Source organism: Microbacterium sp. ZW CA_36, from assembly GCF_044987475.1.
Taxonomy (GTDB): Bacteria; Actinomycetota; Actinomycetes; order Actinomycetales; family Microbacteriaceae; genus Microbacterium.
The window spans coordinates 1-26,020 of record NZ_JBJDRL010000002.1; the positions used below are offsets into that span (position 1 = coordinate 1).

The following is a 26,020-nucleotide window of genomic DNA, read 5'->3' on the forward strand; positions in this document are numbered from 1 at the left end:
TTCACGAGGTCGCCTCGCTCTCGCCCGCGTCCGGCGTCGGCAGCACCCGCCGGCGACGCGGGCGAGAGCGAGGCGACCTCGTGAACGGTCAGCGGCTCGGCACCATCGTCGGCCTCGAGCTGACGCAGCGCACGCGGAGCGTGGCCTGGTACGTGCTCCTCGGCGTCTTCGCGCTGCTCCTGGTCATCGTCACGGCGCTCTCGTTCCTGGCGTGGGGTGCCGCGTACCAGCCCGGCGGCGCGATCTACTCGACGATCGTCTACATCACGCTGCTGCTCGTGGTGCTCGTCTCGCCGACGCTGAGCGGCAACGCGATCAACGGAGACCGGGATGCCGCCACCCTCGCGCCCGTGCAGATCACCCTGGCGACGACGGCCGAGATCCTCATCGGGAAGTTCCTCGCGGCGTGGATCACGGGACTCGCCTTCGTGGCGGTGTCGGTCCCGTTCCTCGCGGTGGCCACGCTGGCCGGCGGGGGAGAGCCCGCGACCATCGCGGTGTCGCTGCTCGTGCTCATGTTCGAGGTGGGCATAATCGCGGCGATCGGAGTCGCGCTCAGCGGCATCCTTTCGCGCCCGTTGTTCTCGGTGGCGAGCACCTACCTCGTGGTCGCGGCGCTCGTCATCGGCACGCTCATCGCGTTCGCGCTGGTGGGCTACTCGATCCGGTCGGAGGCGACCAGCAGCTACCGGTCGTTCGAGTACGGCGAGTACTCCGGCGACACGTTCCCGTGCATGCCGGGGGAGGAGTCGAGCGACGAGTATCCCTGCGACGAGGATGCCGAGGTGCGCTGCGGCGAGTGGCAGACGTCGACGTACGAGGTGCCGCGGTTCGACCGCGTGTGGTGGCTGCTCGCCGCGAACCCCTTCGTGATCCTCGCCGACGCCACGCCGACGCAGTTCGACGAGTACGGCAATCCCAACGACCTCTTCGGCCAGATCAAGTTCGGTGTGCGGGCGGCCCAGCAGCCCCCCGACCTCGAACAGCGCTGGGACGACTGCGCCCCCGATCTGCAGAACGACAGGCCGACGCCCGAGGAGGTCATCGACCAGTCGGCGCCGATCTGGTTCGTCGGCATGGCGCTGCAGCTGCTGCTCGCGGCCGGACTGATGTGGTGGGCCTGGGCGCGCACCCGCACCCCGGCCGGGCGCCTGCCGTCGGGCACGCGCATCGCCTGACGGTCGAGGCGGGACCGGCGCTCGTCAGGCGTAGAAGCCGTCGCGCAGGTTGATCCCGTGCTCGACCCAGATCTTCAGCGCGGCGAGCATGCCGGTCCAGCCCTCGCAGTTGCCGAACGCGCTCTTCGCGCCGTCGGGGCTGGCCTCCCAGGCCGACTCGGTGATGGTCACGAGGGTGCGTGCGCCGTCGTCGATCGGCTCGAACTCGAACGTGGTCGTGGTCTCCGACTCGACGCCCGCGCGGGCCTCCCAGCGGATGACGAGCTTCCGCGGCGGGTCGGACTCTACGACGGTCACCGGGAACCGGCCGGGGAAGTCCGCGAAGTCCCAGGTGACATCGGCGCCCTGCTCGAGCCGGCCGCGCGCGCCGCCGGTGGTGAAGTAGCGCGACAGCTGCTCGGGGTCGGCGACGGCCTCGTAGACCTCGGCCGCCGGCCGCGAGACGCGCCCCGACACGGTGAACGAGAGGGCGGTGAGTTCTTCAGACATGTTGTAGTTTTATAACATGACGGATGCCGAGCACAAGGGGTCCGATGACGACCTGGTGTTCAAGGCGCTCGCCGCCCCGCTGCGCCGGCGCATGCTCGATGCCTTGAAGGGCGAGCCGCTCACGACGGGGGCCCTCTGCGCGCGCTTTCCCGAGGTCGATCGCACGACCGTGCTGCAGCACCTCCGCGTGCTCGAGCGGGCCGAGCTCGTCACGGGCCGCAGGATCGGCCGGGAGCGTCACCTGGCCCTGGCGCCGGTGCCGATCAAGCGCATCCATGACCGCTGGATCGGGGAGTACGCGCGCGCCGCCGTCGACCTGCTCGACCGGCTGAACGACTGACGGCGTCTACCCGAGGCGCTCCTGGATCACGCGGGCCGTCGCCACGGGGTCGGGACGATGCATCACCGACTCGGGAACGACCACGAGCTCCGCGCCGTCCATGGCGTCGGCGAGGCGGTCGGCCGCGGTGACCAGGATCGGGAAGGTCTGCTCACCGCGCAGCACCGTCACCGGCGCCGCGACGCCGAGCATCTCGTCGGTGGGGAGGGACGCCTGGCGGACGAGGTTGGTGTCGTAGACCGTGGACTGGGCGAGCGGGAGCAGCGAGGCGAACTGGTCGCTCGCGCGGATGCCCTCGACCATGTCGCGCGGGAGCCCGACGCTTTCGAGCTGGAAGGTGACGATCGCGTCGTCGAACCGGCCCTCATCGACGTCCCGCTGCAGGCGGTCGGCGAGGTCGTCGGCCGGCTCGTCGACGCCGAACCGCAGCGGCGGCTCCGACAGGAACAGTGCGCGGACCGGCACGCCGCGGGATGCCGCGACCAGCGCCAGTACCGCGCCGGACGAGTGCCCGAGCACGGCCGCGTCGCCGCCGACCGCGTCGATCACCGCCGCGAGATCCTCGACCTCGCGGTCGGGCGTCGAGTGCCGTGCGTCACCGCTGGAGCCGCGGGCGCGGCGGTCCCACGTGACCGCCCGGAAGCCGGCATCCGACAGCGCCTGCGCGAGCCCCGCGGCGTCGGCGGCCGTCGACATCGCGCCGTTGACGATGACCACGGTGGGCCCGTCGCCGGTCGCTTCATACGCGATGGGGGTGCCGTCGGCGGAGGTCGCGGTGCGCATGGCGTCAGCAAACCACGGGCCGCCGACATGCGCCAGGCATGCGGCATCCGTTCCTCAGAACGTGCGCGCCCGCGCGCGAGCGGTGGCGTCCGTCACCGATCGCCGAGGTGCGCGCTCACGAGCCCGCCGCGCTGCGCGGCCGCCCATGGGAACCGCGGGCGAGGCCGCGGGCTGGCATACAGTAGGCACACTCCACCGTCCCACCGCACTCCGTCGAAAGGTGTTCTGCATGGCGAACGACGTTCCGCTCGGCCTTGCCGACCAGTCGCTGTCCGTCAAGATCTATGAGGAGCTGCGCGAGCGGATCATCGAGGGCACGCTCGCCGCGGGCGAGCGCATCCGAGAGCGGGAGCTCGCGGCGGAGTTCAACGTCTCCCGCATCCCCATCCGCGAGGCGATGCCGAGGCTCGAGGCCGAGGGGTTCATCAAGACCCTGCCGCGCCGGGGCGCCGTGGTGACAGAGATGACGCTCAACGACGTCGAGGAGCTGTTCGTGGTGCGCTCGAGCCTCGAGGTGCTCGCCGCCAAGCTCGCGGCACAGGCGTGCGCGGCCGGCGCCTCGTCGGACGAGCTCTTCGCGCGACTGGCGAGAGCGGAGGCAGCACTGGATGCCGGTGGCGACCGGGACATCGCCGCCGCCAACTCCTCGCTCCACGAGGAGATCCTCGACCTGTCGGGGAACTCGCTGCTCATCGGGCTGATGGGGTCGATCAACGGCCGGGTCCGCAGGCTCTTCCGGCTGGAGGCCGAGCGGGACCAGCGCGTGCTCTGCGCGGAGCATCGCGAGATGTGCCACGCGATCGCCGACGGCAACGTCGAATGGGCGGGAGCGCTGGCGTACGCGCACGTCGAGCACAGCAGGGTCGACTCGCTGCGGCTCATGCGGCAGCGCCTCGAGCACTGACGACCTCACTTGGCCTACCAAGCGGATCGAAACATGCAGTTTACGTAGCGCCTGATCGAGCGAAACACGGGAATGGAATCTTGTATACCAAGTTCCTCCTCCTCCCGAAGGGTCCTCGGTGCCACGCTCGCTCCTCCTCCTCGACGGCTCGCTGCCGGACGGCTCACGCGCCGACCTGACGATCACCGACGGGTGCATCGCCTCGGTGTCGCCGGCATCCGCGGTGACGATCGAAGCACCCGGGGTGTCGTCGCGGCGATTCGCCGCCGCGCTGCAGGAAGGCAGCGCGAGCGAGCTCCCGGCCATCGATCTCGAGGGACGCCTCGTGCTGCCGGCGCTGGTGAACGGCCACGCGCACCTCGACAAGACGTTCGCCGGCTCGCCCTGGCAGCCGCACCGCCCCGGCTCCACCGTCCGTGAGCGGGTCGCCGCCGAACGCGCCATCCGCGACGAGCTCAGCGCCTCGGTCACCGAGCGGGGGTCCGCGCTCGCCGCCGCGATGATCGGATTCGGCACGGGCACCGTCCGCACGCACGTCGACATCGACACCGCGATCGGCCTGTCGTCGCTCGACGCGCTCCTCGAGCTGCGCGACGAGCTGCGCGACGTCCTGGGCGTGCAGATCGTCGCCTTCCCGCAGAGCGGCATCCTCGCCTCGCCCGGCGTCGGGCGGCTCCTCGCCGAGGCCCTCGCGGCCGGCGCCGACGTCATCGGCGGGCTCGACCCGGCCGGCTTCGACGACGACGCGGAACGCCACCTCGGGATCGTGTTCGCGCTGGCGGCCGACCACGGCGTCGGTGTCGACATCCATCTGCACGATCTGGGCGAGAGCGCCGTCCGCCAGTACGCGCTCATCGCCGCGAAGACACGCGAGATCGGGCTGCACGGGCGCGTCACCGTGAGCCACGCCTACGGGCTGGGCTCGATCTCGACCGAGGCGGCCCGGCGCGTCGGAGCGGAGTTCGCCGACGCAGGCGTCGCCATCATGACCAACGGCCCGGCGGGCCCCATGCCTCCCGTGCTGGCCCTGCGCGAGGAGGGCGCCGTCGTCTTCTCGGGCTCCGACAACATCCGTGACGCGTGGTGGCCGTTCGGCGACGGCGACATGCTCTCGGTGGCCCGCCAGGTCGCCTACCAGTCGAACTTCCGCACCGACGACGAGCTGGCCGTCGCGCTCGACATGGTCACCGGCGCCGCCGCCCAGGCGCTCGGCGTCGGTCCGTATGGCGTGATGCCGGGCGCCCCCGCCGACCTTCTCGTGCTCGACAGCCCTTCGCCGGCAGCCGCCGTCGCCGCGAACCCGAGCGACCGTCTCGTGCTGCACGGCGGCCGCGTGGTCGCCGCCCAGACCTCCGCCTCCCACAGACTCGCGCCCCGCACTCTCGGCGCGTTGGCCGCCCGGCCGTGATCCACCCGTTCCTGCAGCACCCGACCCCGAACCCGGAGTGAACATGAGAACCACCAGGACCCGCCTCGCCACCGCCCTCATCGCCACGCTCGCCGTCGGCGCGCTCACCACCGCCTGCGCCGGCGGCTCGAGCACCGCGCCGACCACGGCCGCCCGCGACGACACGGTCATCATCGGCACCGGAGCGACGCCCCAGACGCTGGACCCGGTCCTCGCCTCGGACGTGCAGACCGACTTCACCGTCGGCGGCGCCTATGACAAGCTCATCGACTACGACGAGGACGGCGCGATCGTGCCGATGCTCGCGACCGAGTGGGTCTACAACGACGACGCCACCGCCGTCACCATCACCCTCCGCGACGACGCGACCTTCCACAGCGGCAACGCGGTCACCGCCGCCGACGTCGTGTACACGCTCGACCGCATCCAGGCTCTCGGCGTGGGCGTCGCCTCGTTCCTCTCGTCGTACTCCTCGAGCACGGCCGTCGACGACACGACCGTCGAGATCGCGCTGTCGGGCACCAACACGACGTTCGTGGGCGCGCTGAGCAAGGTCTACATCCTGGACTCGGCACTCGTGTCGGAGCACGAGGGGGACGACCACGCCCAGGCCTGGCTCGCGACGAACGACGCCGGCTCCGGGCCGTATGTCATCACCGACTACACCGCGAACCAGCAGGCGACGCTGGAGCGCTACGAGGACTCGTGGCGCTTCGACGAGGCGCGGCCCGCGAGCCTCGTCTACCGCTACATCACCGAGAGCTCGACCCTGCGCGACGAGCTGAAGTCCGGTGGGGTGGATGTCGCCACCGGCATCGTCGGCACCGACCTCGACGCGCTCGCCTCGGCCGACGGGCTGGAGGCGCTGGAGCTGCCGAGCCCGCTGCAGCTGTTCGTCATGATGAACACGCAGGAGGGCATCACCGCCGACCCGCGGGTGCGTGAGGCGATCAAGCTCGCCTACGACTACGAGGGGCACATCGCCTCGATCCTGAGTGGTCGCGGGTCGGTCGCCTCGGGCCTGGTCTCTCCGATCGTGGCCTGCCGTGTCGACACCGGCCCCACGGAACAGGATGTCGACGAGGCCAGGGCCCTGCTCGAGGAGGCGGGCGCGGTCGGCGCGACCGTCACGATGGCCTACCAGGCGCAGATCCCCGAGCACCAGAAGGCCGCCACGCTCCTGCAGTCGAACCTCAAGGACATCGGGCTGACGCTGGAGCTGCAGACGGTGACCTACCCCGAGTACGTCGCGATGATCGAGTCTCCCGAGACGACCCCGGACCTCGGCCTGCTCTGGGACTTCCCCTACTACCCCGAGATCGGACCGATGCTCTTCCGGGTCTACGACTCGCAGTTCATCGGGCAGACGAACTACGCGCTCTACTCGAACCCCGAGGTGGACGCGCTGCTGGAGGAGGGCATCGCCACCGTCGACCCCGACGCCGCCTGCGACCTCTTCACGCAGGCGCAGGAGCAGATCCTCGCCGACGACGTCAGCCTCAACATCTCCAACCCGGCCACCACGATCATGCTCCGCGACGGGGTGGGCGGCATCAGCTACTCGCCGACGTACCAGCTGTTCGACCCGACGATGCTCGTCGTCACCGAATGACGCCGCGGTGGCCCCGCCCGACGGCGGGGCCACCGTCCACCCCTGACCGACCCGAAACGAGGAGGCCCGAATGGCGAGCTACATCGCCAAGCGGCTGGGGCTCGCGCTCCTGAGCGTGTGGGGCATCATCACCATCGTCTTCTTCATGACGAAGCTGATCCCCGGCGACGCGGCGCGCGTCGCCGCAGGACGCACCGCCACCGCCGAGCAGATCGCGCAGGCCCGCGAACGCCTCGGCCTCGATCTGCCGGTGATCGAGCAGTACCTGGTGTTCCTGGGCCGGGCGCTGCGCGGCGACCTGGGACAGTCCGCGTCGACCCACCAGAGCGTGGTGAGCGACCTGTCGGCGACCGTCCCGACGACGCTGCAGCTGGTCGTGGTCACCATGATCCTGACCGTGATCGTCGCGGTGCCGCTCGGCGCCGTGTCGGCCGCGCTCCGCGACCGCGCCCCCGACGTGTCGGCGCGCATCCTGTTCGTCCTGGCGGGCGGCGTGCCCGTGTTCTGGCTGGCCATCCTCTTCCAGTGGGGCTTCGCGTCCACCCTGGGGTGGTTCCCCATCTCGGGCGCCAACTCCTTCGGGATGGCGCCGCCTCCCGTGACCGGGTTCACCCTCGTCGACTCGCTGCTCGCCGGCAGCCCGCCGATGTTCGCCGACTCGCTGTCGCACCTGATCCTCCCGGCCCTGGCGCTGAGCGCTCCGTTCATGTCCACGATCGCCCGCAACGTGCGCTCGAACATGATCGGCGCCCTCGACTCGGACTACGTCTCGTTCGCCGTCTCGAAGGGGGCGGGGCCGTACCGCGTGGTGCTGCACCACGGGCTGCGCTCGACCATGGGGTCGACGCTGACGCTGCTCGGCATGCAGTTCGGCTGGATGATGGGCGCCGCCCTGCTCGTGGAGAGCGTGTTCGCGCTGCCCGGCATCGGGACCTACCTCAATCAGGCCGTCCTCAATCAGGACACCTTCGCCGTGCTGGGCTGCGTCCTGGTCATCGGCGTCGTCTTCACCGTCGCGAGCCTCATCGTCGACGTCGTGCAGATCTGGACCGACCCGCGCGTGCGCGCGTCGCATCTGACGGGAGCCCGCGCATGACGCTGACCACCGATCCGCCCGGACTTGACGAGGAGAGCACCTCGTCCGACGACCCGCGTCCTCGCCCGCCTCGCACGGCGGAGTGGCTCACGCCCGCCGGCCTCGGCGGCGGGATCTCGAAGGGGCTGCGAGGTCTGTTCGGGACGCACGCCGGAGCGCTGGACCGCATCGCCATCGTCGTCTCGGCGGCCCTCGTGGTCGTCGCGATCATCGGCCCGCTGCTCGCTCCCTACGACCCGTACCTCGCCATGCCGTCCGACGCGCTGCTGCCGCCGAGCGCCGCGCACTGGATGGGAACCGACGACGCCGGCCGCGACGTGCTCTCGCGGCTGCTCGCCGGTGCCGGCATGACGCTGCTCGCGGCGATCGCCGTCGTCGCGCTGTCCACGCTCGTCGGCGTCGTCATCGCCTGCGCGGCGGTGCTGTCTCCCCGCGGTGTCGACGCCACCATCATGCGGATCTGCGACATGTTCATGGCGCTGCCGTCGATGGTGCTCGCGCTCGGCATCGCCGCCGCTCTCGGCCCGTCGCTCGGCTCGGTCGTGCTGGCCATGGTCATCGCCATGTGGCCCGGCACGCCCCGCCTGGTCCGCGGCATCCTGCGGGTGTCCATGAACTCGGCGTACGTCGAGTCGGCGAGGGTGAACGGCATCCGCCGCATCCCGACGCTCGTGCGTCACGTGCTGCCCAACTCGATGGATTCGGTCTACGTCCAGGCGAGCATGGAGATCTCCGGCGCCGTCGTCCTCATGGCGGGCCTCGCGTTCCTCGGCGTCGGCGCGCCCCCGCCCAGCGCCGACTGGGGAGCCATGGTCGCGCAGGGCCGCGAGTACATCACCACCGCGTGGTGGGTCACCACGTTCCCGGGACTGGCCATCACCGTCGCGGCGATCGCCTTCGGGCTGCTGGGCGACGCCCTTCGTGTCCGTCTCGACCCGAGCCTGCGGAGGAAGCGATGACCGACGCCCCCGTCCTGAAGATCACCGACCTCACGGTGCGCGTTCCCGCGGCGACCCGCACCGACTCCGGCCACGGCGACCTCACGCTGGTCGACAGGGTCAGCCTGACGATCGCGCGCGGCGAGCGCGTCGCGCTCGTCGGCGAGTCCGGCTCGGGCAAGTCCATGACCGCGAAGGCCGTGCTGCGGCTGGACCCCACCGTCGAGCTGTCCGGCTCGGTGCGCGTGGCCGGTCAAGAAGTGGTGGGTGCGCCCGAGCGCCGGCTGCGGCAGCTGCGCGGATCGACCGTCTCCATGGTGTTCCAGGACCCGATGACCGCGCTCAACCCCGTCCTCACCATCGGCGACCAGGTCGCCGAGCCGCTCGTGATCCGGGGCGTCGGCCGCCGGGCGGCGCGACGCCAGGCCGTCGAGATGCTCGATCGGCTGGGTGTGCCCTCCGCGGCCACGCGCCTCGACGCGTACCCCCACGAGTTCTCGGGCGGCATGCGCCAGCGGGTCGTGATGGCGGCGGCGCTGATCGCCGGACCGCAGCTGCTCATCGCCGACGAGCCGACCACGGCGCTGGACGTGCGCGTGCAGGAGCAGGTGCTCGACCTCCTCGAGGAGCAGTCCCGCGAACTCGGCCTCGCGGTGCTGCTGATCACCCACGACCTGGCGATCGTCGCGGGCCTCGCCCATCGCGTCGCGGTGATGCGTCACGGCCGCATCGTCGAGGACCGCCCGGTCGACGACCTGTTCCGGGCGCCCGAGCACGCCTACACGCGCGGGCTGCTGGCATCCATTCCGAGTGTCGACGCGGATCCGCTCGTCAGGCTGCAGACCGTCGAGGACGTGATGCGAGCGGATGCCGCGGCATCCGTCCCGCCCGCACCGGTGAGCGACACCACCCTCGAGGAGGCACGGCGATGAACACCCTGACGACCGATGGCGTCGACCTGCGGGTCGAGGACCTCGTCAAGCGCTTCGGGCGAGGCTCGCGGGAGTTCACCGCCGTGGATCACGTCTCGTTCCATCTGGGCGCGGGGGAGACGCTGGGGCTGGTGGGCGAATCGGGGTCGGGCAAGTCGACCACGGTCCGCTGTCTGATGGGACTGGAGCGGCCGCAGGCCGGGTCTCTGGTCTACAACGGCCTCAACCTGCGTCGCATGACCTATCGCGCCGAGCGCGTGTTCCGCTCTCAGGTGCAGATGGTGTTCCAGGACCCGTACTCGAGCCTGGATCCCCGCATGACGATCGGGCAGATCGTGTCGGAGCCGCTCCGTGTGCACACCGACCTCGACGCCGCCGGCCGCCGCGCCCGCACCACCGAGATGCTCGAGCGCGTCGGCCTGGACCCGGCACACGTCAAGCGGTACCCGCGCAGCTTCTCGGGCGGTCAGCGGCAGCGCATCGCGATCGCGCGGGCGTTGGTCGTGAGGCCCCGCGTCCTCGTGTGCGACGAGCCCGTCTCGGCGCTCGACGTGTCGGTGCAGGCGCAGGTGCTCAACCTCATCAAGGACATGCAGGCCGAGTTCGGCCTGTCCGTGCTGTTCATCGCGCACGACCTCGCCGTCGTCCGCTACCTGTGCGACCGCCTCGTGATCCTCGAGAAGGGCCGCGTCGTCGAGCAGGGGACGCGCGAGCAGGTCTACGAGCACCCCACCCACCCCTACACGCGGTCGCTGCTGGAGGCCGTGCCGCGGGCGGATCCTGCCACCGAGCGGCAGCGACGCGAGAACCGCCGCCGAGCGGCAGCCGCCCTCACCCCGCACACCGACAAGGAGATCGCCGCATGACCCGCGTGGGAACCGACGTCAAGTTCACCGACGGCAGCAGCGGATGGGGCGACCCCCTCCAGACTCTGCGCGCCGTCGCCGCCATGGGACTCGAAGGCGTCAACGTGCGCACCCTCGACGAGATCGCACCGACCCTCGATCCGGGGTTCCTGCGCGACTTCGCGCAGCTCGCGGACGAGCTCGACCTCTACGTCGAGATGGGGGTCGGCAAGGTCAACCCGTACATGACCGCCGAGCTGCCGCGCGTGCGCGACCTCGGGGAGGGGAGCTATCTCGCGGGCATGGAGCGGATGATCCGCACGTGCGCCGAGTTCGGCTGGACCGAGACCTGGACCGCGGTAGGCGGCTACAAGCCGTACCCCGGCATCTTCTTCACCGACCGGTTCCGCACCGACGCCGACTGGGCCGATCAGCTGGCCGCGACGGAGCGATTCCTGCAGCGCCTGGCGCCGGCGCTGCGCGAGACGGGTGTGCGCCTCAATCTCGAGACGCACGAGGAGATCACCACGTTCGAACTGCTGCGGCTCATCGACGCGGTCGGCGAGGACGTCCTCGGTGTGTGCCTCGATCCTGCCAACCTCGCGGTGCGCGCCGAGGTGCCGCTCGAGGGGATCGCCCGCATCGCGCCCCACGTGCGCACGACCCAGCTCCGCGACGCGGCGCTCTGGCGCACCGAGGAGGGGCTGTCGCGCTTCATCGCCCCCTGCGGTGAGGGTGTCATCGACTGGGATGCAGCGCTCGACCTCGTCCTCGCGGAGAACCCGTCGATCAACCTCACGATCGAGCCGATCGGCGTCGTCCGCGCCGAGATGAAGCTGCACGTGGCCGACCCGACGTGGCGGGCGGGGCATCCCGATCTCACCGACGAAGCGCTGCAGAGCCTCGATGCGCTGGCCGTCGCCTACGAGGCGCGCGTCGCCGCCGGCGACGCCGAATCGCTCGCGCAGCTGCGGGCGCTCCGGCCCGACAGCGAGCTTGAGCAGTTCCTGCTGCGCTGCGCCGCCCACCTGCGCGCGACCCTCGCCACACGCACGACCCCCGCCACGCCCGCGGCAGCAGCGCATTCCGCCGCCGTCCCCGTGCCGACCCGATGACCGAAGGAGCCACCATGACCCTCACCCACGCCACCGCCGCGCTCTCCGAACTGGCTGCCGCCGTCTCGTGCGACGTCGTCTATCCGGACCACCCCGACTACGACCTGCTCCGTCGCGTCTGGAACGCCGACATCGACCGGCTTCCCGCCGCCATCGTGCGCTGCCGCGATGCGCAGGACGTCTCGGACGCCCTGCGCTGGTGCGTCGGCAACGGGGTGCCCCTCACCGTGCGCGGCGGCGGCCACAACCTCGCCGGCACCGCGGTCGCCGACGGCGCGGTGCTCATCGACACGGCGCTGCTGGACGGGGTGGCGTTCGACCTCGAGGCGGGCACGGTGACGGTCGGAGCCGGATGCCGGTGGGGCGACGTCGACCGCGCCGCCCAGCCGTACGACCTCGCCGTTCCCGCCGGTGTCGTCTCGCACACCGGTGTCGCCGGGCTCACGCTCGGCGGCGGCTTCGGCTACCTCGCGCGGATGCACGGCGCGACCGTCGACCACGTCGTCGAGATCGAGGTGGTCGTCGCGGACGGCCGCATCCTGACCGCGAACGCCGACGAGAACCCCGACCTGTTCTGGGCGCTCAAGGGTGCCGGCCACAACTTCGGGATCGCGACGCGGTTCACCTTCCGCACGGTTCCGCTCCCGGGACTGGCGACGGTGCGCCAGGCGCTCTTCCCGGCATCCGACCGCACCGCCATCATGCGGCATTTCCGTGAGTGGGGTCTCGACGCGCCCGGCAACATCGGCACCTACCTGCGGCTGCTCCGCGCTCCCGAGTACTGGTCGCAGATCCCCGCCGAGCATCGCGGGCAGCCGATCCTGTCTCTGGCGACCGTGTTCTACGGCGATCCGGCCGACGAGCCCGCGGCCACAGCGGGGATGTTCGCGCTCGGCACGCCGATCTACGAGAGCCTGCGCACGATGCCGCACGTGACGCTGCAGCACGCGACAGACGACGAGTTCCGCTACGGCATCTCGCACTACTGGAAGCACCTGTTCCTGCAGGACTTCTCGGACGCCGCGATCGACACCGTGATCGAGATGAGCGACGCCTACACCGGTCGCGCCCTCAACTCGAGCGCGCACATCGCCCACCAGGTGATGTGCCCCTTCGAGATCATCGCCGGCCGACGCACGCCGCGGGACTCGTCGAACGACTCGACGGCCGGCGTCGGCGCCCCGTTCGGCGCCAACATCGGGGCGGACTGGGAGTACCCCGGCGAGAAGGCGCCGCTCGTCGCATGGGCCAAGCGGTTCGACGAGGCGCTGGCGCCCTACAAGGCCGGGACGTACATCAACTTCACCTCGGTCGCCGGCGATGAGGCAGTCGCGAGGGCCGTGTACGGCGGCAAGTACGAGCGTCTCGTGGCAGTGAAGCGCGCCTATGATCCGGCGAACGTCTTCTCGCGCGGCCTGGTCGACCTGAGCCCGGCCGCGGGGGAGCTCGCATGATGCGCCGCGTCGGCACCGACACCAGCAAGTTCCCGGGTGCCGCCGATCTCGGTGCCATCGGCACCCTCGAGCAGATCGCCGCCCTCGGACTCGAAGGCGCTTTCTTCCGCTCGGCGTTCGCGCTGAGCCCGACGCTCGACGCGGGCGAGCTGTCGGAGGTGACGGATGCCGCCGCCGACCTCGGACTGTACCTCGAGGTCGGCGTCGCGAAGGTCAACCCGTTCGCGACGCCGGAGGCCCCCGAGATCCGCCGCCTGGGCGAGGGGGACTACCTGCTCGGCATGGAGCGGATCATCCGCGCCATGACCGCGGCGGGCATCACCGAGCTGTGGAGCGCGACCGCGAACTACCAGTTCCGCATCCGCGGTCTGTACGCCTGCGACCGGTTCCGGACGGACGTGGACTGGGCCGATCAGCTCGCCGCGACGGCCAAGGTGCTCGACCGGCTCGCACCGCTGCTGCGCGAGACCGGGGCCCACCTCAACATCGAGACCCACGAGGAGATCAGCTCGTTCGAGGTGGTGCGCCTGGTCGAGACGGCGGGCCCGGACGCCTTCGGCATCACGTTCGACACCGCGAACGTGCTGGTGCGCGGCGAGGACCCCGTGGCGGCGGCGCGCCGCGTCGCCCCCTACACGCGCTCGACGCACGTGCGAGACGTCGCCCTCCACCGCACCGACGAGGGCATCGGCCGCTTCCTCGCCCCGGTGGGCAGGGGCGTCATCGACTGGGAGGCGCTCCTGGGCGAACTGGACCGGGGCGGCGCGACGGCGAACCTGTCGATCGAGGGCGTCATCGGGATGAACGCCGAGATGCCGCTCTACGTCGAGGACCCGCGCTGGTGGGCGGGGCATCCCGATCTCACGGCCGACGAGTTCGCGGTCGTCGAGAGGCTCACCGGCCGCTACGAGGAACGGGCCCGCGCGGGCACGGCTCCCGGACTCGATCGCCTGCGCGCTCCCGTCGACACCGACGAGGCGCTCGCCTTCATCACTGAGAGTGCGGCGGCGCTGCGCGCCGCGCTCGCCGCCCGCATCCCGACATCCACCGCGGCCTGAGCCGCATCCGACCATCTCCGAGGAGCGAACATGACCCTGACCATCGTCCCCAACTCCGTCGCCACCGACAGCGACTACTTCCCCACGCTGAGCCTCGCCGAACGCGATCGCCGCTGGGCGAACGTGCGTGCGTTCCTGTCCGAGCAGGGCATCGACGCACTCGTGATCTTCGGCCAGGGGCGCAACGCCAACGACTCGTACCTGACCAACGAGGAATCGCACGCGACGGTGCTCTTCACCCCCACCGAGGAGCCGCTCATGCTGGTCGGCGACGTGCCGCTCAACCGCTACGACGGCGCGGGCGCGCGCTACGAGCGCTGGACCGACAGCTGGCTGCACGGCAACCCGATCGCCAACCTCACCGCGGTGCTCAAGGAGCGGTCGCTGGACGCCGCCACGATCGGCGTCGTGGGGCTCACCAGCCGCGCGGTCGGACAGTGGAACGGCGTCATCCCGTTCCGCACGTGGACGAACGTGCTGGGTGCGCTCCCCAAGGTCACCTGGGTGGACGTGGCCGACGCGTTCGAGACGCTCACGCAGTTCAAGAGCGCCGAGGAGCGGGAGATGATCCGCAAGGCCGCCGCCATCGGCGAGGCCGCCTGCGCCGCCTACGTCGAAGCCACCCGGGTCGGCGTGCGAGAGAGCGTCGTCACGGCCGCGGCCATCAACGCCATCGTCGCGGGCGGCGGATGGATGCGCGCTCCCTTCATCCTGGAGCGCGCCGGCTCGCATCGCTTCGGCTGGGGGCAGCCGGAGTGGTTCGGCATGGGCGGCGCCCCGTACGTCCTCGAGGCGGGCGACAGCATCGCGTCCGAGGTCTTCGCGTACTACGGCGGGTTCGAGTCGCAGCAGCAGATCGACGTCGTCCTCGGCGAGCCGGACCGTCTGCTGCGCGAGCTCGAGGACGTGTGCCTGGAGTCGTACCACGCCGGCATCGCGGCGCTGCGTCCCGGCATCCGCTTCGCAGAGCTGGCCGAGATCATGGACGAGCCGCTCAAGCGCTCGAAGACGTGGAACACCGGGCCGATGGTGCAGACGGTATCGGGTGTGCTGTACAACTCCGCGACGCGCATCGACCCGAGCGTCGACCCGGCGCTCGCGCACCTGCCCAAGCTGCCGTCGGGTGTGGCGCTGGACGGCGACTTCGAGATCGGCGAGGGCGTCGCGTTCGCCTTCGAGCCGAACGCCCTCCGCGACGGCAAGCGCGTCTGCATCGGCGGCACCGTCATGCTGACCGACCGCGGCATCGAAGAGCTCAACACCATCCCCAACCGCCTCGTGGTGGTCGACGCATGAGCGCCGTCCTCCCGTCGGCCGAGGCGGCCGCGGCCAGCGGCGCCCTGCGCGTCGGGCCCGCGATGCTCGCACCGGGCGCGGCGACCGGCCCGCTCGCCGGCACGGTCACCGTCACCAAGGATCTCTTCGACGTCGCCGGCCAGCGCATCGCCGCGGGCAACCCCGACTGGCTGGCCGATGCGGAGGTCGCGACGAGCAACGCGGCCGCGGTGCAGCGCTGGGTCGACGCCGGCGCGAGCGTGGTCGGCATCTCGCACAGCGACGAGCTCGCCTTCAGCCTGTCGGGCACCAATGTGCACTACGGCACCCCGCGCAACCCGCACGACCCGGACCGCATCCCCGGCGGCTCGTCGAGCGGCTCGGCGGCTGCGGTCGCCGCGGGGCTGGTCGACTACGCCCTGGCGACCGACACCGGCGGCTCGACCCGCGTGCCCGCCTCGTACTGCGGCATCTTCGGCATCCGCACGACGCACGGCCGCGTGCCCACCGCGGGCCTGGTGCCGCTCGTGCCGCGGTTCGACACCGTGGGGGTGCTCGCCGCCACCGGAGAGGATCTCGAGCGTGCGACGCGGGTGCTGCTGGGCTCCGCACCCGTGCCCGAGGCCCCGCCCGCGGTGCCGCGCATCGTGCTCGCGCAGGACGTGCTGGCTCTCGCCGACCCCGATACGACCGACGCCGTCGCTGCGGCCGTCGATCGGCTCGCGGAGCACCTGGGGGCGGAGCGCACCGTCGTCGACCTCGTCGGGCCCGAGACCCTGGGCCGCTGGCGCGCGGCGTTCATGGCGCGTCAGCTCCCCGAGATCTGGCGCACCCACGGCGAATGGGTCACGGCGCGCGAGCCGTCCTTCGGCCCGGGCATCACCGCGCGCATGAACGACGCCCGCAACGCCCCGACCGGCGGGATGCATCTCGCCGACGAGGCGCGCGACGAGATCCTCGCGCGACTCGCGGAGATCCTTCCGGAGGGTGCGGTCCTCGCGTTCGCGGCGGCATCCGGTCCGGCGCCCCTCATCGAGCTGGATGCCGCGGCGAAAGGATCGCTCCGCGGCCGGACGATCGCCATGACGTGCATCGCAGGACTGGCGGGTCTGCCCGCCGTGTCGCTGCCGCTCGCCGAGGTCGACGGGCTTCCGGTCGGCGTCTGCCTCGTCGGCCGCCCGGGCGACGACGAGCTGCTGCTGGCGGCCGCGCGCTCCGCCGATGCGCTGACCGGGGTGCGCGTGTCGAGCGCGGTGCCCGCAGCGACGGCATGAGCGCCGACGCGCGCACCGGCGCACTCGTGCTGTCGCGCGCGTCGGTGCGCGACGCGGACGGGCTCGTCGACCTCCTGCTGGAGGACGGTCGCATCACCGGCATCGCGCCGGTGGGTGAGGGCATGCTCCCGACGTCCGCCGAGATCGTGGACGTCGGCGGGCGCGTCGTCGCGCCGGCGTTCTCGGAGCCCCACCTCCATCTCGACAAGGCGCTGCTCGGCGGCCCGTCCAACGGCGGCGCGCTGGATGCGGCGATCGCCTACACCGCCGAGCGCAAGCGCGACTTCACCCACGCGGATGTCGAGGCGCGGGCCGAGCGCGTGCTGGCGGCGGCGCTGCGAGCGGGGACCACCGCGATCCGGGCGCAGACCGAGGTCGACCCGACCGTCGGCCTCCTCAGCGTCGAGGTCATGCACGACCTCGCCGCGCGGCACCGTGACTGGCTCGACCTGCAGATCGCCGTGTTCCCGCAGGAGGGCATCCGCTCCCGTCCCGGGACGCTCGAGCTCATGCGGGAGGCGCTGCGGCTGCCGGGCACAGTCGTCGGCGGCTGCCCGTATACCGAGGCCGATGTGGCGGACGCGCGGGCGCATGTCGACACCGTGCTCGATTTCGCGGTCGAGTTCGGGACCCTCGCCGACCTTCACCTCGACCTCGCAGACGACGCGACCGATGAGCGCTTCGCGCTCGCCGAGTACGTGGCACAGGCGACGGCGGCCCGGGGGCTGCACGGGAGGGTCGCGATCGGTCACGTCACGACGCTCGGCGCGCTCGAGCCCGACCGTCGCGCGCGTACGCTCGATGCTCTGGCCGGCGCCGGCGTCGCCGTGGTGGTGCTTCCGGCCACCGACCTCTACCTCGTCGGCCGCAACGATCGGAGGTCGGTGCGCCGTGGTGTCGCGCCGATCGGCGAGCTGTGGCGCCACGGCGTTCGCACCGCGGTGTCGTCCAACAACATCCGCAACGCCTTCACCCCGACGGGGACCGCGGATCCGCTCGATATGGCGCTGCTGCTCGGGCGCGTGAGCTTCGCCTCGGATCCGGCCGACTTCGCCGCCCTCCACCGTGCCGTGACCACGGATGCCGCAGGAGTCATGGGATCGGAGCGGGCACGCGGCCTGGCCGTCGGCGCGCCCGCCGAGCTCGTGGTGCTCGACGCGCACGATGCGGAGTCCGTGGTCGTCGACCAGCCCGCGCGCCGGCTCGTCATCGCGCGGGGGCGCATCGTCTACAGCGCGGCGGTGTCGGAGCAGTTCCACGGGACGGCCGCCGATCACTTCGGCGGCGAGGTGGCGGTGGGTTTCGGCGGGACGCGGCGAGCGGAGCACGCCCACCGCTTCTGATTCCGTAAGTGCGCCGCCACCTCGAGAGTGCAGGGGGTCGGCTGTTCGCTGTCGTCGAACAAAGGTTGCCGACCACATATATCGCGCTATCGTCATTCATGTTGCCGACCACATGAATGAAGGAGACGGTCATGAAAGCTCAGGTCATCACTCGGTTCGGAGATCCCGAGGTGTTCGAATACGGCGAGGTGGACTCGCCCGCCGCCGGACCCGGACAGGTTCTCGTGCGTGTCGCTGTGGCCGCCGTGAACCCGCTCGACGCGAAGATCCGCGCCGGCGCCCTGGCGTCGATGTTCCCCATCGACTTCCCCGCGGTGCTCGGCAACGAGATCGCCGGTGTCGTCGAGGCAGTCGGTGACGGCGTGCCGGACTTTTCGGCGGGGGAGCGTGTCGTCGGATTCGCACCCTCCGGCGGATATGCCGAGCTCGTCGTGACGACGCCGGATCGGCTCGTCCGCGTGCCCGACACGCTGCCGCTCACGCAGGCGGCGACGCTTCCCACCGCCGCCGAGACGGCGCAGCGGGCGCTGGCGCTCCTGGACGTGCAGCCGGGTGAGACCGTCGTGGTCAACGCGGCCGCCGGATCCGTCGGAAGCGCCGCCGTGCAGCTGCTCGTCGCCGCAGGCGCGCGGGTCATCGGCACGGCCTCCGAGACCAACCACGACTACCTGCGGGCGTTGGGCGCGACCCCGGTCCGGTATGGCGAACACCTGCTCGCCGACCTCGATCAGGCCGCACCCGACGGGGTGGATGCCGCCTTCGACGCCGGTGGTCGCGGGTTCGCCGAGCAGATGCTGGCGCTGGTCGATCCGTCGCGGATCGTCACGATCGTCGACTTCGCGGCCGCGGCGAAGGGCGTCCGGATCGCCGCCGGCGACCCGTTCGCGCTGAACGCTCGCTCGCTCCCGCCCGTGCTCGACCTCGCGGCGGCCGGGCGGTTCGCCACCGAGATCGCCGCGGTGGTGCCCTTCGACGGCGTCGCCGAGGCGCATCGTCGCAGCGAACGCGGCCATCTGCGCGGCAAGCTGCTCGTGCGGGTCGCCGACATCCCGGGGGCGCACGCATGAGCGCCCTGTGGGAGCCCCTCACTGTCGGCCGGATGCGGCTGCCGCACCGCCTCGCACTGGCGCCCATGACGCGCAGTCGAGCGCTTCCCGACGGCACGCCGGGCCCGCTTGCCGCCGAGTACTACGCCCAGCGCGCCTCGCTGGGACTGCTCATCACCGAGGGGGTGCAGCCGTCCGATGACGGCCAGGGCTACCTGAACACACCCGGCATCTCCCGGCCCGCGCACGTGGACGGGTGGCGGACGATCGCCGACGCCGTGCATGACCGCGGGGGTCATCTGGTGCTGCAGCTCATGCACGTCGGCCGGATGTCGCATCCCGACAACACGCCGCACCACCGGCAGCCGCTCGCGCCGTCGGCAATCGCGGCCGGCGTCGAGATGTTCACGCCCAGCGGGCGACGGCCGGCGCCGCGGCCGCGCGCGATGACGAGCGATGACATCCGTCGCACGGTGGCCGAGTTCCGCGACGCAGCCGGCAAGGCGGTGGAGGCCGGCGCCGACGGCGTCGAGATCCACGCGGCCAACGGGTACCTGCTGCACCAGTTCCTGTCGCCCAACGCCAACCTGCGCACCGACGGCTACGGCGGCTCGATCCCCGCTCGCTCGCGCTTCGCGATCGAGGTCGCCGCCGCCGTCGCCGACGAGATCGGCGGTGACAGGGTCGGCATCCGGATCTCGCCCGGGCTGCTCATCGGCGGCATCGACGAGGGACCGGATGCCGCAGACCAGTATCGGCACCTCGTCGGTGAGCTGGCCCCGCTCGGCCTCGCCTACCTGCACGTCGTGCAGTCGTCGGATGAGGCGCTCCTCCGGGACCTGCGTGCGCTGTGGCCGGGTGCCCTCCTCGTCCTGCGCGCGGGCCGATCCCTCGAGTCGGTCGCGGACGACGTCGACGCCGGCGTCGCCGACGTCGCGCCGGTCGCGCGATGGGCGCTGGCGAACCCGGACCTCGTCGATCGGATCCGCGCGGGTGCGCCGCTGAACGACGCCGACCCCGTGACGTTCTACGGTGGAGGTGCCGCCGGCTACACCGACTACCCGGCGCTCGCGAGCATCTCGACCTGACGAGGAACCATGGCCGCCCAGCCCACGACGCCCGACCCCGACGAGCACCGGTCCGTGCTCGCCGACGTCGCGCCCGTGAGCTGGGCGGTCATGCAGCTCGCTCACACCCAACGCGCCCTGGCCGCACAGCGCCTCGCCACGCTCGGACTCTTCCCCGGGCAGGAGCTCGTGCTGGCGCACCTCTGGACCGTCGACGGCCGCTCGCAGAAGGAGCTGCGCTGCCTGCTCGGCCTGGACCACTCCACGATCGCCAAGTCGGTGCAGCGCCTGGAGAAGGCCGGCCTCGTCCGCCGGGAGCGCTCAGCCGTCGATGGCCGCGTGACCCTGGTGCTGCTGACCGACGCGGGCCGCGCCCTGCAGGAGCCGGTGCGCCGGATCTGGGAGGACCTCGAGACCCGCTGGGCGGATCTCGCGCCGGAGGATGCCGACAGGCTCACGTCCCTCGCGCGTTCCCTCCGCGCCTCGACCGCCGACTGACACCCCGCGTCCGGGACCGGGCCCCGTGCCACGCGACCGCCGCGAACGCTAAGGTGCGTGAGTGAGCACGCGGGTGGATCTGAAGCGCGCGCTGCGCCGGGGAACCGGCCGGCGGCTGCGGCTGCATCCGGCCCAGGCCGTCGTCACCGGCTTCGGGATCGCCGTCGCGGTGGGCACGGTGCTGCTGATGCTTCCCATCTCGAAGGCGGGAGCCGGCGGGGCGACATTCGTCGAGGCGCTCTTCACCGCTACGAGCGCGGTCTGCGTCACCGGCCTCACCGTCGTGGATACGCCCACGTTCTGGACGCCGTTCGGCCAGGTGGTGATCCTGGGCCTGATCCAGCTCGGCGGTCTCGGCATCATGATCTTCGCGTCGCTGATCGGGCTGGTACTCGCCCGCAAGCTCTCGGTGCGGGCCCGGCTCAACACCGCCGCCGAGGCGAAGGTGGTCGGATTCGACGACGTGCGAGGGCTGGTCCGCGGCATCGTGCTGACCTCCCTCGTCATCGAGGCCGTCACCTTCGCCATCCTCTTCGTGCGATTCCTCACCGGCTACGGGTACGGCGTCGGTCAAGCCGCCTGGCACGGCTTGTTCCACGCCGTCTCGGCGTTCAACAACGCCGGCTTCGCGCTGTACAGCGACAATCTGATCGGATTCGCCCAGGATCCGGTGGTCTGCCTGCCGATCTGCGCGGCGATCATCCTGGGCGGACTGGGGTTCCCCGTCCTCCTGCAGCTGCGCAAGGAGTTCCGCCGGCCCCTGCACTGGTCCATGAACACCAAGCTGGTGCTCTGGGCCACGGTTGTGCTGCTCGTCGGGGGAACCGTCTACATCACCGTCCTCGAGTGGAACAACCCCGACACCCTGGGGGCCATGAATCCTTGGGGGCGCCTCCTCGCGGGCTTCTTCCAGTCGGTTCAGACCCGCACCGCGGGCTTCAACTCGGTCGACATCGGTGCGATGCGCGACGAGACCTGGCTCGGGATGGACGTGCTCATGTTCATCGGAGGCGGACCTGCCGGAACCGCCGGCGGGATCAAGGTGACGACGTTCGCGGTGCTGTTCTTCATCATGATGACCGAGCTGCGCGGCGAAGGCGCCGTCAACATCTTCGGCAAGCGGCTTTCGCGCGCGGTGCACCGTCAGGCGATCACGGTCGTGCTGATCGCCGTTGCAGCCGTCGTCGTCGGCGCCGTCATCCTCATGCTCCTGTCGGGTGAGAATCTCGACCGGGCGATGTTCGAGACGGTGTCGGCGTTCGCTACCGTGGGCCTGTCGACCGGCATCACGGCGAGCCTGTCGCCGGCAGCGCAACTGGTGCTCGTGGTGCTGATGTTCCTCGGGCGGCTGGGCCCGCTGACCCTCGGCTCGGCCATCGCCCTGCGCGAGCGCCGCATCCTGTACGAGCTTCCGAAGGAGAGGCCCGCCATTGGCTAGATTCCCGTTCTTCGGCGGGGACACCTCCCGTCGCATCGCCGAGGCGGACTCTGTCGCCGTCATCGGACTCGGCCGGTTCGGCAGCGCTCTCGCCCTGGAGCTTGTCAGCGGGGGCACGGAAGTGCTCGGCATCGACCTCGACGAGGATCTCGTCCAGTCGTTGAACGGCGAGCTGACCCAGGTCGTCCGCGCCGATTCGACGAAGTACGAGGTGCTCAAGCAGCTGGCCATCGACGAGTTCGACCGGGTCGTCGTCGCGATCGGCGGGGACATCTCGGCATCGATCCTCACGTGCTCCGTGCTGCGCAGCATGGAGATACCGGTCATCTGGGCCAAGGCGGTCGACGACCGCCACGGTCTGATCCTCGAACAGCTCGGCGTGCACCACGTGATCTACCCCGAGAAGGACATGGGGCGCCGTGTCGCCCACCTCGTGCGCGGCGCGGCGCTGGATTTCATCGAGGTCGCGCCCGGCTACGCGCTGGTCAAGTCCCCTGTCCCGTCGACGATCCAGGGCATCCCGCTGGGCGATACAGCGCTGCGCAAGAAGTACGGCGTCACGATCGCCGCCTATCACCATGAAGGCGGGTCATGGACGAACGCCGACAACACCACGGTGCTGCAGAGCGGCGACACCATCCTTGTGGTGGGCCCGACGAAGGATGCCGAGGGGTTCGCGCAGCTGCGGTGAACGTGAGCGGGCGCTGACGGGCGAGAGCCACCGCAGGGTTCGCGCCCGGCGACCTCAGCCCACGGTGTGCCCGCCCGGCCCGAAGGACGCCGCGAGCGCCTCGAGCGTGACGGTGCGCTCCTTCATCGCGATACTCCGCAGGAAGGGGGTCGCCAGCCGATACATGCCGTACGTGCGCATCTTCGCGTGATGGTGCACGAGCGTCGTCTCGTCGTCGGTCGCCTCGAGCCGATACGCCGGCCAGCCCTCCAGCTTGAACCTGCCCCGCTTCGTCTTGTCCCACCAGTGGTAGACGAGCGTGTGCGGCGGCTGGAACTCCGCGATCTCACCCGGGGTGGGGCCGTACGACGTGTCGTCGAGATAGGTGGTGCCGAGGGCCGGAGCACCGAGCGAGGTCTGCGTGGTGCGTCGCAGCATGCTCCCCTTGTCAGGCATCCACTCGTTGTGCCCCTCGATGTCGGCGAGGCGGGCGAACACCGCGTCGATGCCGGCAGGGACGGTGCGCGTCAGCTCGAACTCGATGACACCCATGCGCTCAGGGTACGACCGGGAGGCCGCCCGTGTACCGGTGACCGTGCGACTGCCGCCCCCGGTCATTGAGCGGAGGGCGCTCTGGCGCCCGCAGACGAAACGCGTCGGGATCGCGGTCTGCGCCAGGTTCGGCGCGTTTCGTCGCGCTCGTTCCTCGCTCGCTCAACGACCGGAGCTCAGGAAACCGGTCGTTGAGCGGAGGGCGCTCTGGCGCCCGAAGACGAAACGCGTCGGGACTGCGGTCTGCGCCGGACTCGGCGCGTTTCGTCTCGCTCGTTCCTCGCTCGCTCAACGACCGGAGCCCAGGAAACCGGTCGTTGAGCGGAGGGCGCTCTGGCGCCCGCAGACGAAACGCGTCGCGATTGCCGTCTACGCCGGGTTCGGCGCGTTTCGTCTCGCTCGTTCCTCGCTCGCTCAACGACCGGGGGTAGGGAACCGGAGCTTCGACCCCCGGTCGTTGAGCGGAGGGCGCTCTGGCGCCCGCAGACGAAACGCGTCGGGACTGCGGTCCGCGCCGGGTTCGGCGCGTTTCGTCTCGCTCGTTCCTCGCCTCGCTCAACGACCGGGGGTAGGGAACCGGAGCTTCGACCCCCGGTCGTTGAGCGGAGGGCGCTCTGGCGCCCGAAGACGAAACGCGTCGGGACTGCGGTCTGCGCCGGACTCGGCGCGTTTCGTCTCGCTCGTTCCTCGCTCGCTCAACGACCGGGGGGTAAGGAACCGGTCGTTGAGCGGAGGGCGCTCTGGCGCCCGCAGACGAAACGCGTCGGGACTGCGGTCTGCGCCGGGTTCGGCGCGTTTCGTCTCGCTCGTTCCTCGCTCGCTCAACGACCGGAGCTCAGGAGACCGGTCGTTGAGCGGAGGGCGCTCTGGCGCCCGCAGACGAAACGCGTCGGGATTGCCGTCTGCGCCGGTTCGGCGCGTTTCGTCGCGCTCGTTCCTCGCTCGCTCAACGACCGGGGGGTAAGGAACCGGTCGTTGAGCGGAGGGCGCTCTGGCGCCCGAAGACGAAACGCGTTGGGATGGGGGTCTGCGCCGGGTTCGGGGCGTTTCGTCTCGCTCGTTCCTCGCTCGCTCAACGACCGGGGGGTAAGGAACCGGTACTTCGACGCGGGCCTGAGCCGACGTGCGTCGCCGAGAACGCTCATCGGGCGCCGAGGAATTTCACCGATCCGGCCCTCGCACCCCCGCGGCAGTCCTACCCTCTCGTCATGACACCATCGCCTTCCGGAATCGCGACGGCCGGGCAGTTGCGCGCATCGGGTCACACCTATCGGCCGGTGCGGGTCGAACTGCGCGAGAACCTCCTCGACGCACTCGCGAACGGTCGCGACCCGTGGCCCGGCATCCACGGCTTCGACACGACCGTGATCCCGCAGCTCGAGCGCGCCCTCCTGGCCGGCCACGACATCGTGCTGCTGGGCGAGCGCGGGCAGGGCAAGACGCGACTGCTGCGCAGCCTCGTGGGGCTGCTCGACGAGTGGTCTCCGGTCATCGAGGGGTCGGAGCTCGGTGAGCATCCGTTCCACCCGATCACCCCGGCATCCGTCCGCCGAGCCGGCGAACGGGGTGATGACCTTCCCGTCGCGTGGCGCCACCGCAGCGAGCGGTACGCCGAGAAGCTCGCCACCCCCGACACGTCGGTGGCCGACCTCATCGGCGACGTCGACCCGATCAAGGTGGCGGAGGGTCGCTCGCTCGGCGACCCCGAGACGATCCACTACGGGCTCGTGCCGCGCAGCAACGGCGGCATCGTCGCGATCAACGAGCTGCCCGACCTCGCCGAGCGCATCCAGGTGTCGCTGCTCAACGTCATGGAGGAGCGCGACATCCAGATCCGCGGGTACGTGCTGCGCCTCGACCTCGACGTGCTCGTGGTCGCCACCGCGAATCCCGAGGACTACACGAATCGCGGCCGGATCATCACGCCGCTGCAGGACCGCTTCGGCGCCGAGATCCGCACCCACTACCCGCAGACGATCGACGAGGAGATCGCCGTCATCCGCCAGGAGGCCGACCTGGTCGCCGAGGTGCCCGCCCACCTCCTCGAGGTGCTCGCGCGATTCACCCGCAACCTGCGGGAGTCGGATGCCGTCGACCAGCGCGCCGGGGTATCGGCGAGGTTCGCGATCGCCGGTGCCGAGACGATCGCTGCGGCGGCCCTGCATCGCGCGACGCGGCAGCGAGAGGAGGTCGCCGTCGCCCGCCCGGTGGACCTCGAGACCGCCGTCGATGTGCTCGGCGGCAAGATCGAGTTCGAGACGGGGGAGGAGGGGCGGGAGCGCGCGATCCTCGAGCATCTGCTGCGCACCGCGGTCGCCGAGACCGCCCGGGCGCACCTCCGCGGGCTCGACGCCCGCGTGCTCGCCGATGCCCTCCACGACGGCGCGACCGTCATGACCGGCGAACAGGTGACAGCGGCCGACGTCCTCGCGGCGATGCCGGTGCTCGGCGAGTCCGACCTGTACGACCAGGTGGCCCAGCGACTCGAGGCCGTGACGCCGGGGGAGCGTGCCGGTGCGCTCGAACTGCTCCTCGAGTCGCTCTACCTCGAGAAGCGCATCGGCAAGGACAGCGCGGACGGTGAGACCGTCTATGGATGAGCACTGCCGGTCGTTGAGCGAGCGAGGTACGACCGAGACGAAACGCCTCGTACCCGACGCGTTTCGTCTGCGGGCGCTAGAGCGCCCTCCGCTCAACGACCGGTT

Annotated in this window: 24 protein-coding genes; 21 read left to right on the plus strand and 3 right to left on the minus strand. The window is 71.1% G+C overall.

Going from position 1 to position 26,020, the window contains the following annotated elements; all coding sequences use genetic code 11:
- On the plus strand, positions 1 to 1,178 hold a 1,178-nt coding region (locus ACI3KX_RS01515), incomplete at its 5' end, for an ABC transporter permease (RefSeq protein ID WP_404907270.1).
- Positions 1,179 to 1,202: 24 nt separating this feature from the next.
- Here ACI3KX_RS01515 and ACI3KX_RS01520 read toward each other — a convergent pair.
- Positions 1,203 to 1,667 carry an SRPBCC domain-containing protein gene (locus ACI3KX_RS01520; protein WP_404907272.1) on the minus strand — a complete coding sequence of 155 codons (465 nt, stop codon included), beginning with the start codon at positions 1,665 to 1,667 and terminating at the stop codon, positions 1,203 to 1,205.
- Positions 1,668 to 1,683: 16 nt separating this feature from the next.
- On the opposite strand from ACI3KX_RS01520, the gene ACI3KX_RS01525 reads away from it, so the two are divergent.
- The gene (locus ACI3KX_RS01525) at positions 1,684 to 2,007 is read left to right on the plus strand and encodes an ArsR/SmtB family transcription factor (RefSeq protein ID WP_404907274.1); all 324 of its coding nucleotides are present in this window, start codon (positions 1,684 to 1,686) and stop codon (positions 2,005 to 2,007) included.
- A gap of 6 nt (positions 2,008 to 2,013) precedes the next feature.
- Here ACI3KX_RS01525 and ACI3KX_RS01530 read toward each other — a convergent pair whose 3' ends face one another.
- Positions 2,014 to 2,790 (minus strand): alpha/beta fold hydrolase, encoded by a 777-nt coding sequence (locus ACI3KX_RS01530; protein WP_404907276.1) that lies wholly within the window; start codon positions 2,788 to 2,790, stop codon positions 2,014 to 2,016.
- Between the two features lie 229 nt (positions 2,791 to 3,019).
- Between ACI3KX_RS01530 and ACI3KX_RS01535 the strand changes: the two genes are divergently transcribed.
- The 18 genes from ACI3KX_RS01535 to ACI3KX_RS01620 all read left to right on the plus strand — a co-directional run bounded on the left by ACI3KX_RS01535 (position 3,020) and on the right by ACI3KX_RS01620 (position 22,784).
- Positions 3,020 to 3,694 (plus strand): GntR family transcriptional regulator, encoded by a 675-nt coding sequence (locus tag ACI3KX_RS01535; RefSeq protein ID WP_404907277.1) that lies wholly within the window; start codon positions 3,020 to 3,022, stop codon positions 3,692 to 3,694.
- Positions 3,695 to 3,812: 118 nt separating this feature from the next.
- Complete coding sequence (locus tag ACI3KX_RS01540; RefSeq protein ID WP_404907279.1) at positions 3,813 to 5,102, plus strand: amidohydrolase; 1,290 nt, start codon at positions 3,813 to 3,815, stop codon at positions 5,100 to 5,102.
- Between the two features lie 43 nt (positions 5,103 to 5,145).
- Positions 5,146 to 6,714: an ABC transporter substrate-binding protein gene (locus tag ACI3KX_RS01545; RefSeq protein WP_404907281.1), complete on the plus strand. Its 1,569-nt coding sequence runs from the start codon at positions 5,146 to 5,148 to the stop codon at positions 6,712 to 6,714.
- A gap of 70 nt (positions 6,715 to 6,784) precedes the next feature.
- Entirely contained in the window at positions 6,785 to 7,810 is a 1,026-nt protein-coding gene (locus tag ACI3KX_RS01550) for an ABC transporter permease (protein WP_363358192.1), read from the plus strand.
- Positions 7,807 to 8,769 carry an ABC transporter permease gene (locus ACI3KX_RS01555; protein ID WP_404907283.1) on the plus strand — a complete coding sequence of 321 codons (963 nt, stop codon included), beginning with the start codon at positions 7,807 to 7,809 and terminating at the stop codon, positions 8,767 to 8,769. Before ACI3KX_RS01550 ends, ACI3KX_RS01555 begins: the two co-directional genes overlap by 4 nt.
- Positions 8,766 to 9,680 (plus strand): ABC transporter ATP-binding protein, encoded by a 915-nt coding sequence (locus ACI3KX_RS01560; protein WP_363358190.1) that lies wholly within the window; start codon positions 8,766 to 8,768, stop codon positions 9,678 to 9,680. The genes ACI3KX_RS01555 and ACI3KX_RS01560 overlap by 4 nt, the downstream gene beginning before the upstream one ends.
- Positions 9,677 to 10,546: an ATP-binding cassette domain-containing protein gene (locus ACI3KX_RS01565; protein WP_363358189.1), complete on the plus strand. Its 870-nt coding sequence runs from the start codon at positions 9,677 to 9,679 to the stop codon at positions 10,544 to 10,546. Before ACI3KX_RS01560 ends, ACI3KX_RS01565 begins: the two co-directional genes overlap by 4 nt.
- Positions 10,543 to 11,640, plus strand: coding sequence for a sugar phosphate isomerase/epimerase family protein (locus ACI3KX_RS01570; protein WP_404907285.1), 1,098 nt, complete (start codon positions 10,543 to 10,545; stop codon positions 11,638 to 11,640). Before ACI3KX_RS01565 ends, ACI3KX_RS01570 begins: the two co-directional genes overlap by 4 nt.
- A 14-nt stretch (positions 11,641 to 11,654) precedes the next feature.
- Positions 11,655 to 13,094 (plus strand): FAD-binding oxidoreductase, encoded by a 1,440-nt coding sequence (locus tag ACI3KX_RS01575; protein ID WP_404907287.1) that lies wholly within the window; start codon positions 11,655 to 11,657, stop codon positions 13,092 to 13,094.
- Positions 13,091 to 14,152 (plus strand): sugar phosphate isomerase/epimerase family protein, encoded by a 1,062-nt coding sequence (locus tag ACI3KX_RS01580; protein WP_404907289.1) that lies wholly within the window; start codon positions 13,091 to 13,093, stop codon positions 14,150 to 14,152. The genes ACI3KX_RS01575 and ACI3KX_RS01580 overlap by 4 nt, the downstream gene beginning before the upstream one ends.
- A 30-nt stretch (positions 14,153 to 14,182) precedes the next feature.
- Positions 14,183 to 15,448, plus strand: coding sequence for a M24 family metallopeptidase (locus ACI3KX_RS01585; RefSeq protein WP_404907291.1), 1,266 nt, complete (start codon positions 14,183 to 14,185; stop codon positions 15,446 to 15,448).
- On the plus strand, positions 15,445 to 16,701 hold the full coding sequence (locus ACI3KX_RS01590; protein ID WP_404907293.1) for an amidase: 1,257 nt from the start codon (positions 15,445 to 15,447) through the stop codon (positions 16,699 to 16,701). The genes ACI3KX_RS01585 and ACI3KX_RS01590 overlap by 4 nt, the downstream gene beginning before the upstream one ends.
- Entirely contained in the window at positions 16,698 to 18,044 is a 1,347-nt protein-coding gene (locus tag ACI3KX_RS01595; protein ID WP_404907295.1) for an amidohydrolase family protein, read from the plus strand. Before ACI3KX_RS01590 ends, ACI3KX_RS01595 begins: the two co-directional genes overlap by 4 nt.
- 131 nt (positions 18,045 to 18,175) lie before the next feature.
- Positions 18,176 to 19,111, plus strand: a complete 936-nt coding sequence (locus ACI3KX_RS01600; RefSeq protein WP_404907297.1) for an NADP-dependent oxidoreductase — start codon at positions 18,176 to 18,178, stop codon at positions 19,109 to 19,111.
- Positions 19,108 to 20,178: an alkene reductase gene (locus ACI3KX_RS01605; RefSeq protein WP_404907298.1), complete on the plus strand. Its 1,071-nt coding sequence runs from the start codon at positions 19,108 to 19,110 to the stop codon at positions 20,176 to 20,178. The genes ACI3KX_RS01600 and ACI3KX_RS01605 overlap by 4 nt, the downstream gene beginning before the upstream one ends.
- Positions 20,179 to 20,187: 9 nt before the next feature.
- Positions 20,188 to 20,655 carry a MarR family winged helix-turn-helix transcriptional regulator gene (locus ACI3KX_RS01610; protein WP_363358180.1) on the plus strand — a complete coding sequence of 156 codons (468 nt, stop codon included), beginning with the start codon at positions 20,188 to 20,190 and terminating at the stop codon, positions 20,653 to 20,655.
- Positions 20,656 to 20,716: 61 nt separating this feature from the next.
- Positions 20,717 to 22,093, plus strand: coding sequence for a TrkH family potassium uptake protein (locus ACI3KX_RS01615; RefSeq protein WP_404907300.1), 1,377 nt, complete (start codon positions 20,717 to 20,719; stop codon positions 22,091 to 22,093).
- The gene (locus tag ACI3KX_RS01620; RefSeq protein ID WP_404907302.1) at positions 22,086 to 22,784 is read left to right on the plus strand and encodes a potassium channel family protein; all 699 of its coding nucleotides are present in this window, start codon (positions 22,086 to 22,088) and stop codon (positions 22,782 to 22,784) included. Before ACI3KX_RS01615 ends, ACI3KX_RS01620 begins: the two co-directional genes overlap by 8 nt.
- A gap of 54 nt (positions 22,785 to 22,838) precedes the next feature.
- Here ACI3KX_RS01620 and ACI3KX_RS01625 read toward each other — a convergent pair whose 3' ends face one another.
- Positions 22,839 to 23,315: a hypothetical protein gene (locus ACI3KX_RS01625; protein WP_404907303.1), complete on the minus strand. Its 477-nt coding sequence runs from the start codon at positions 23,313 to 23,315 to the stop codon at positions 22,839 to 22,841.
- Between the two features lie 1,208 nt (positions 23,316 to 24,523).
- Here ACI3KX_RS01625 and ACI3KX_RS01630 point away from each other — a divergent pair.
- Positions 24,524 to 25,915 (plus strand): AAA family ATPase, encoded by a 1,392-nt coding sequence (locus ACI3KX_RS01630; protein ID WP_404907304.1) that lies wholly within the window; start codon positions 24,524 to 24,526, stop codon positions 25,913 to 25,915.
- Positions 25,916 to 26,020 lie beyond the last annotated feature (105 nt).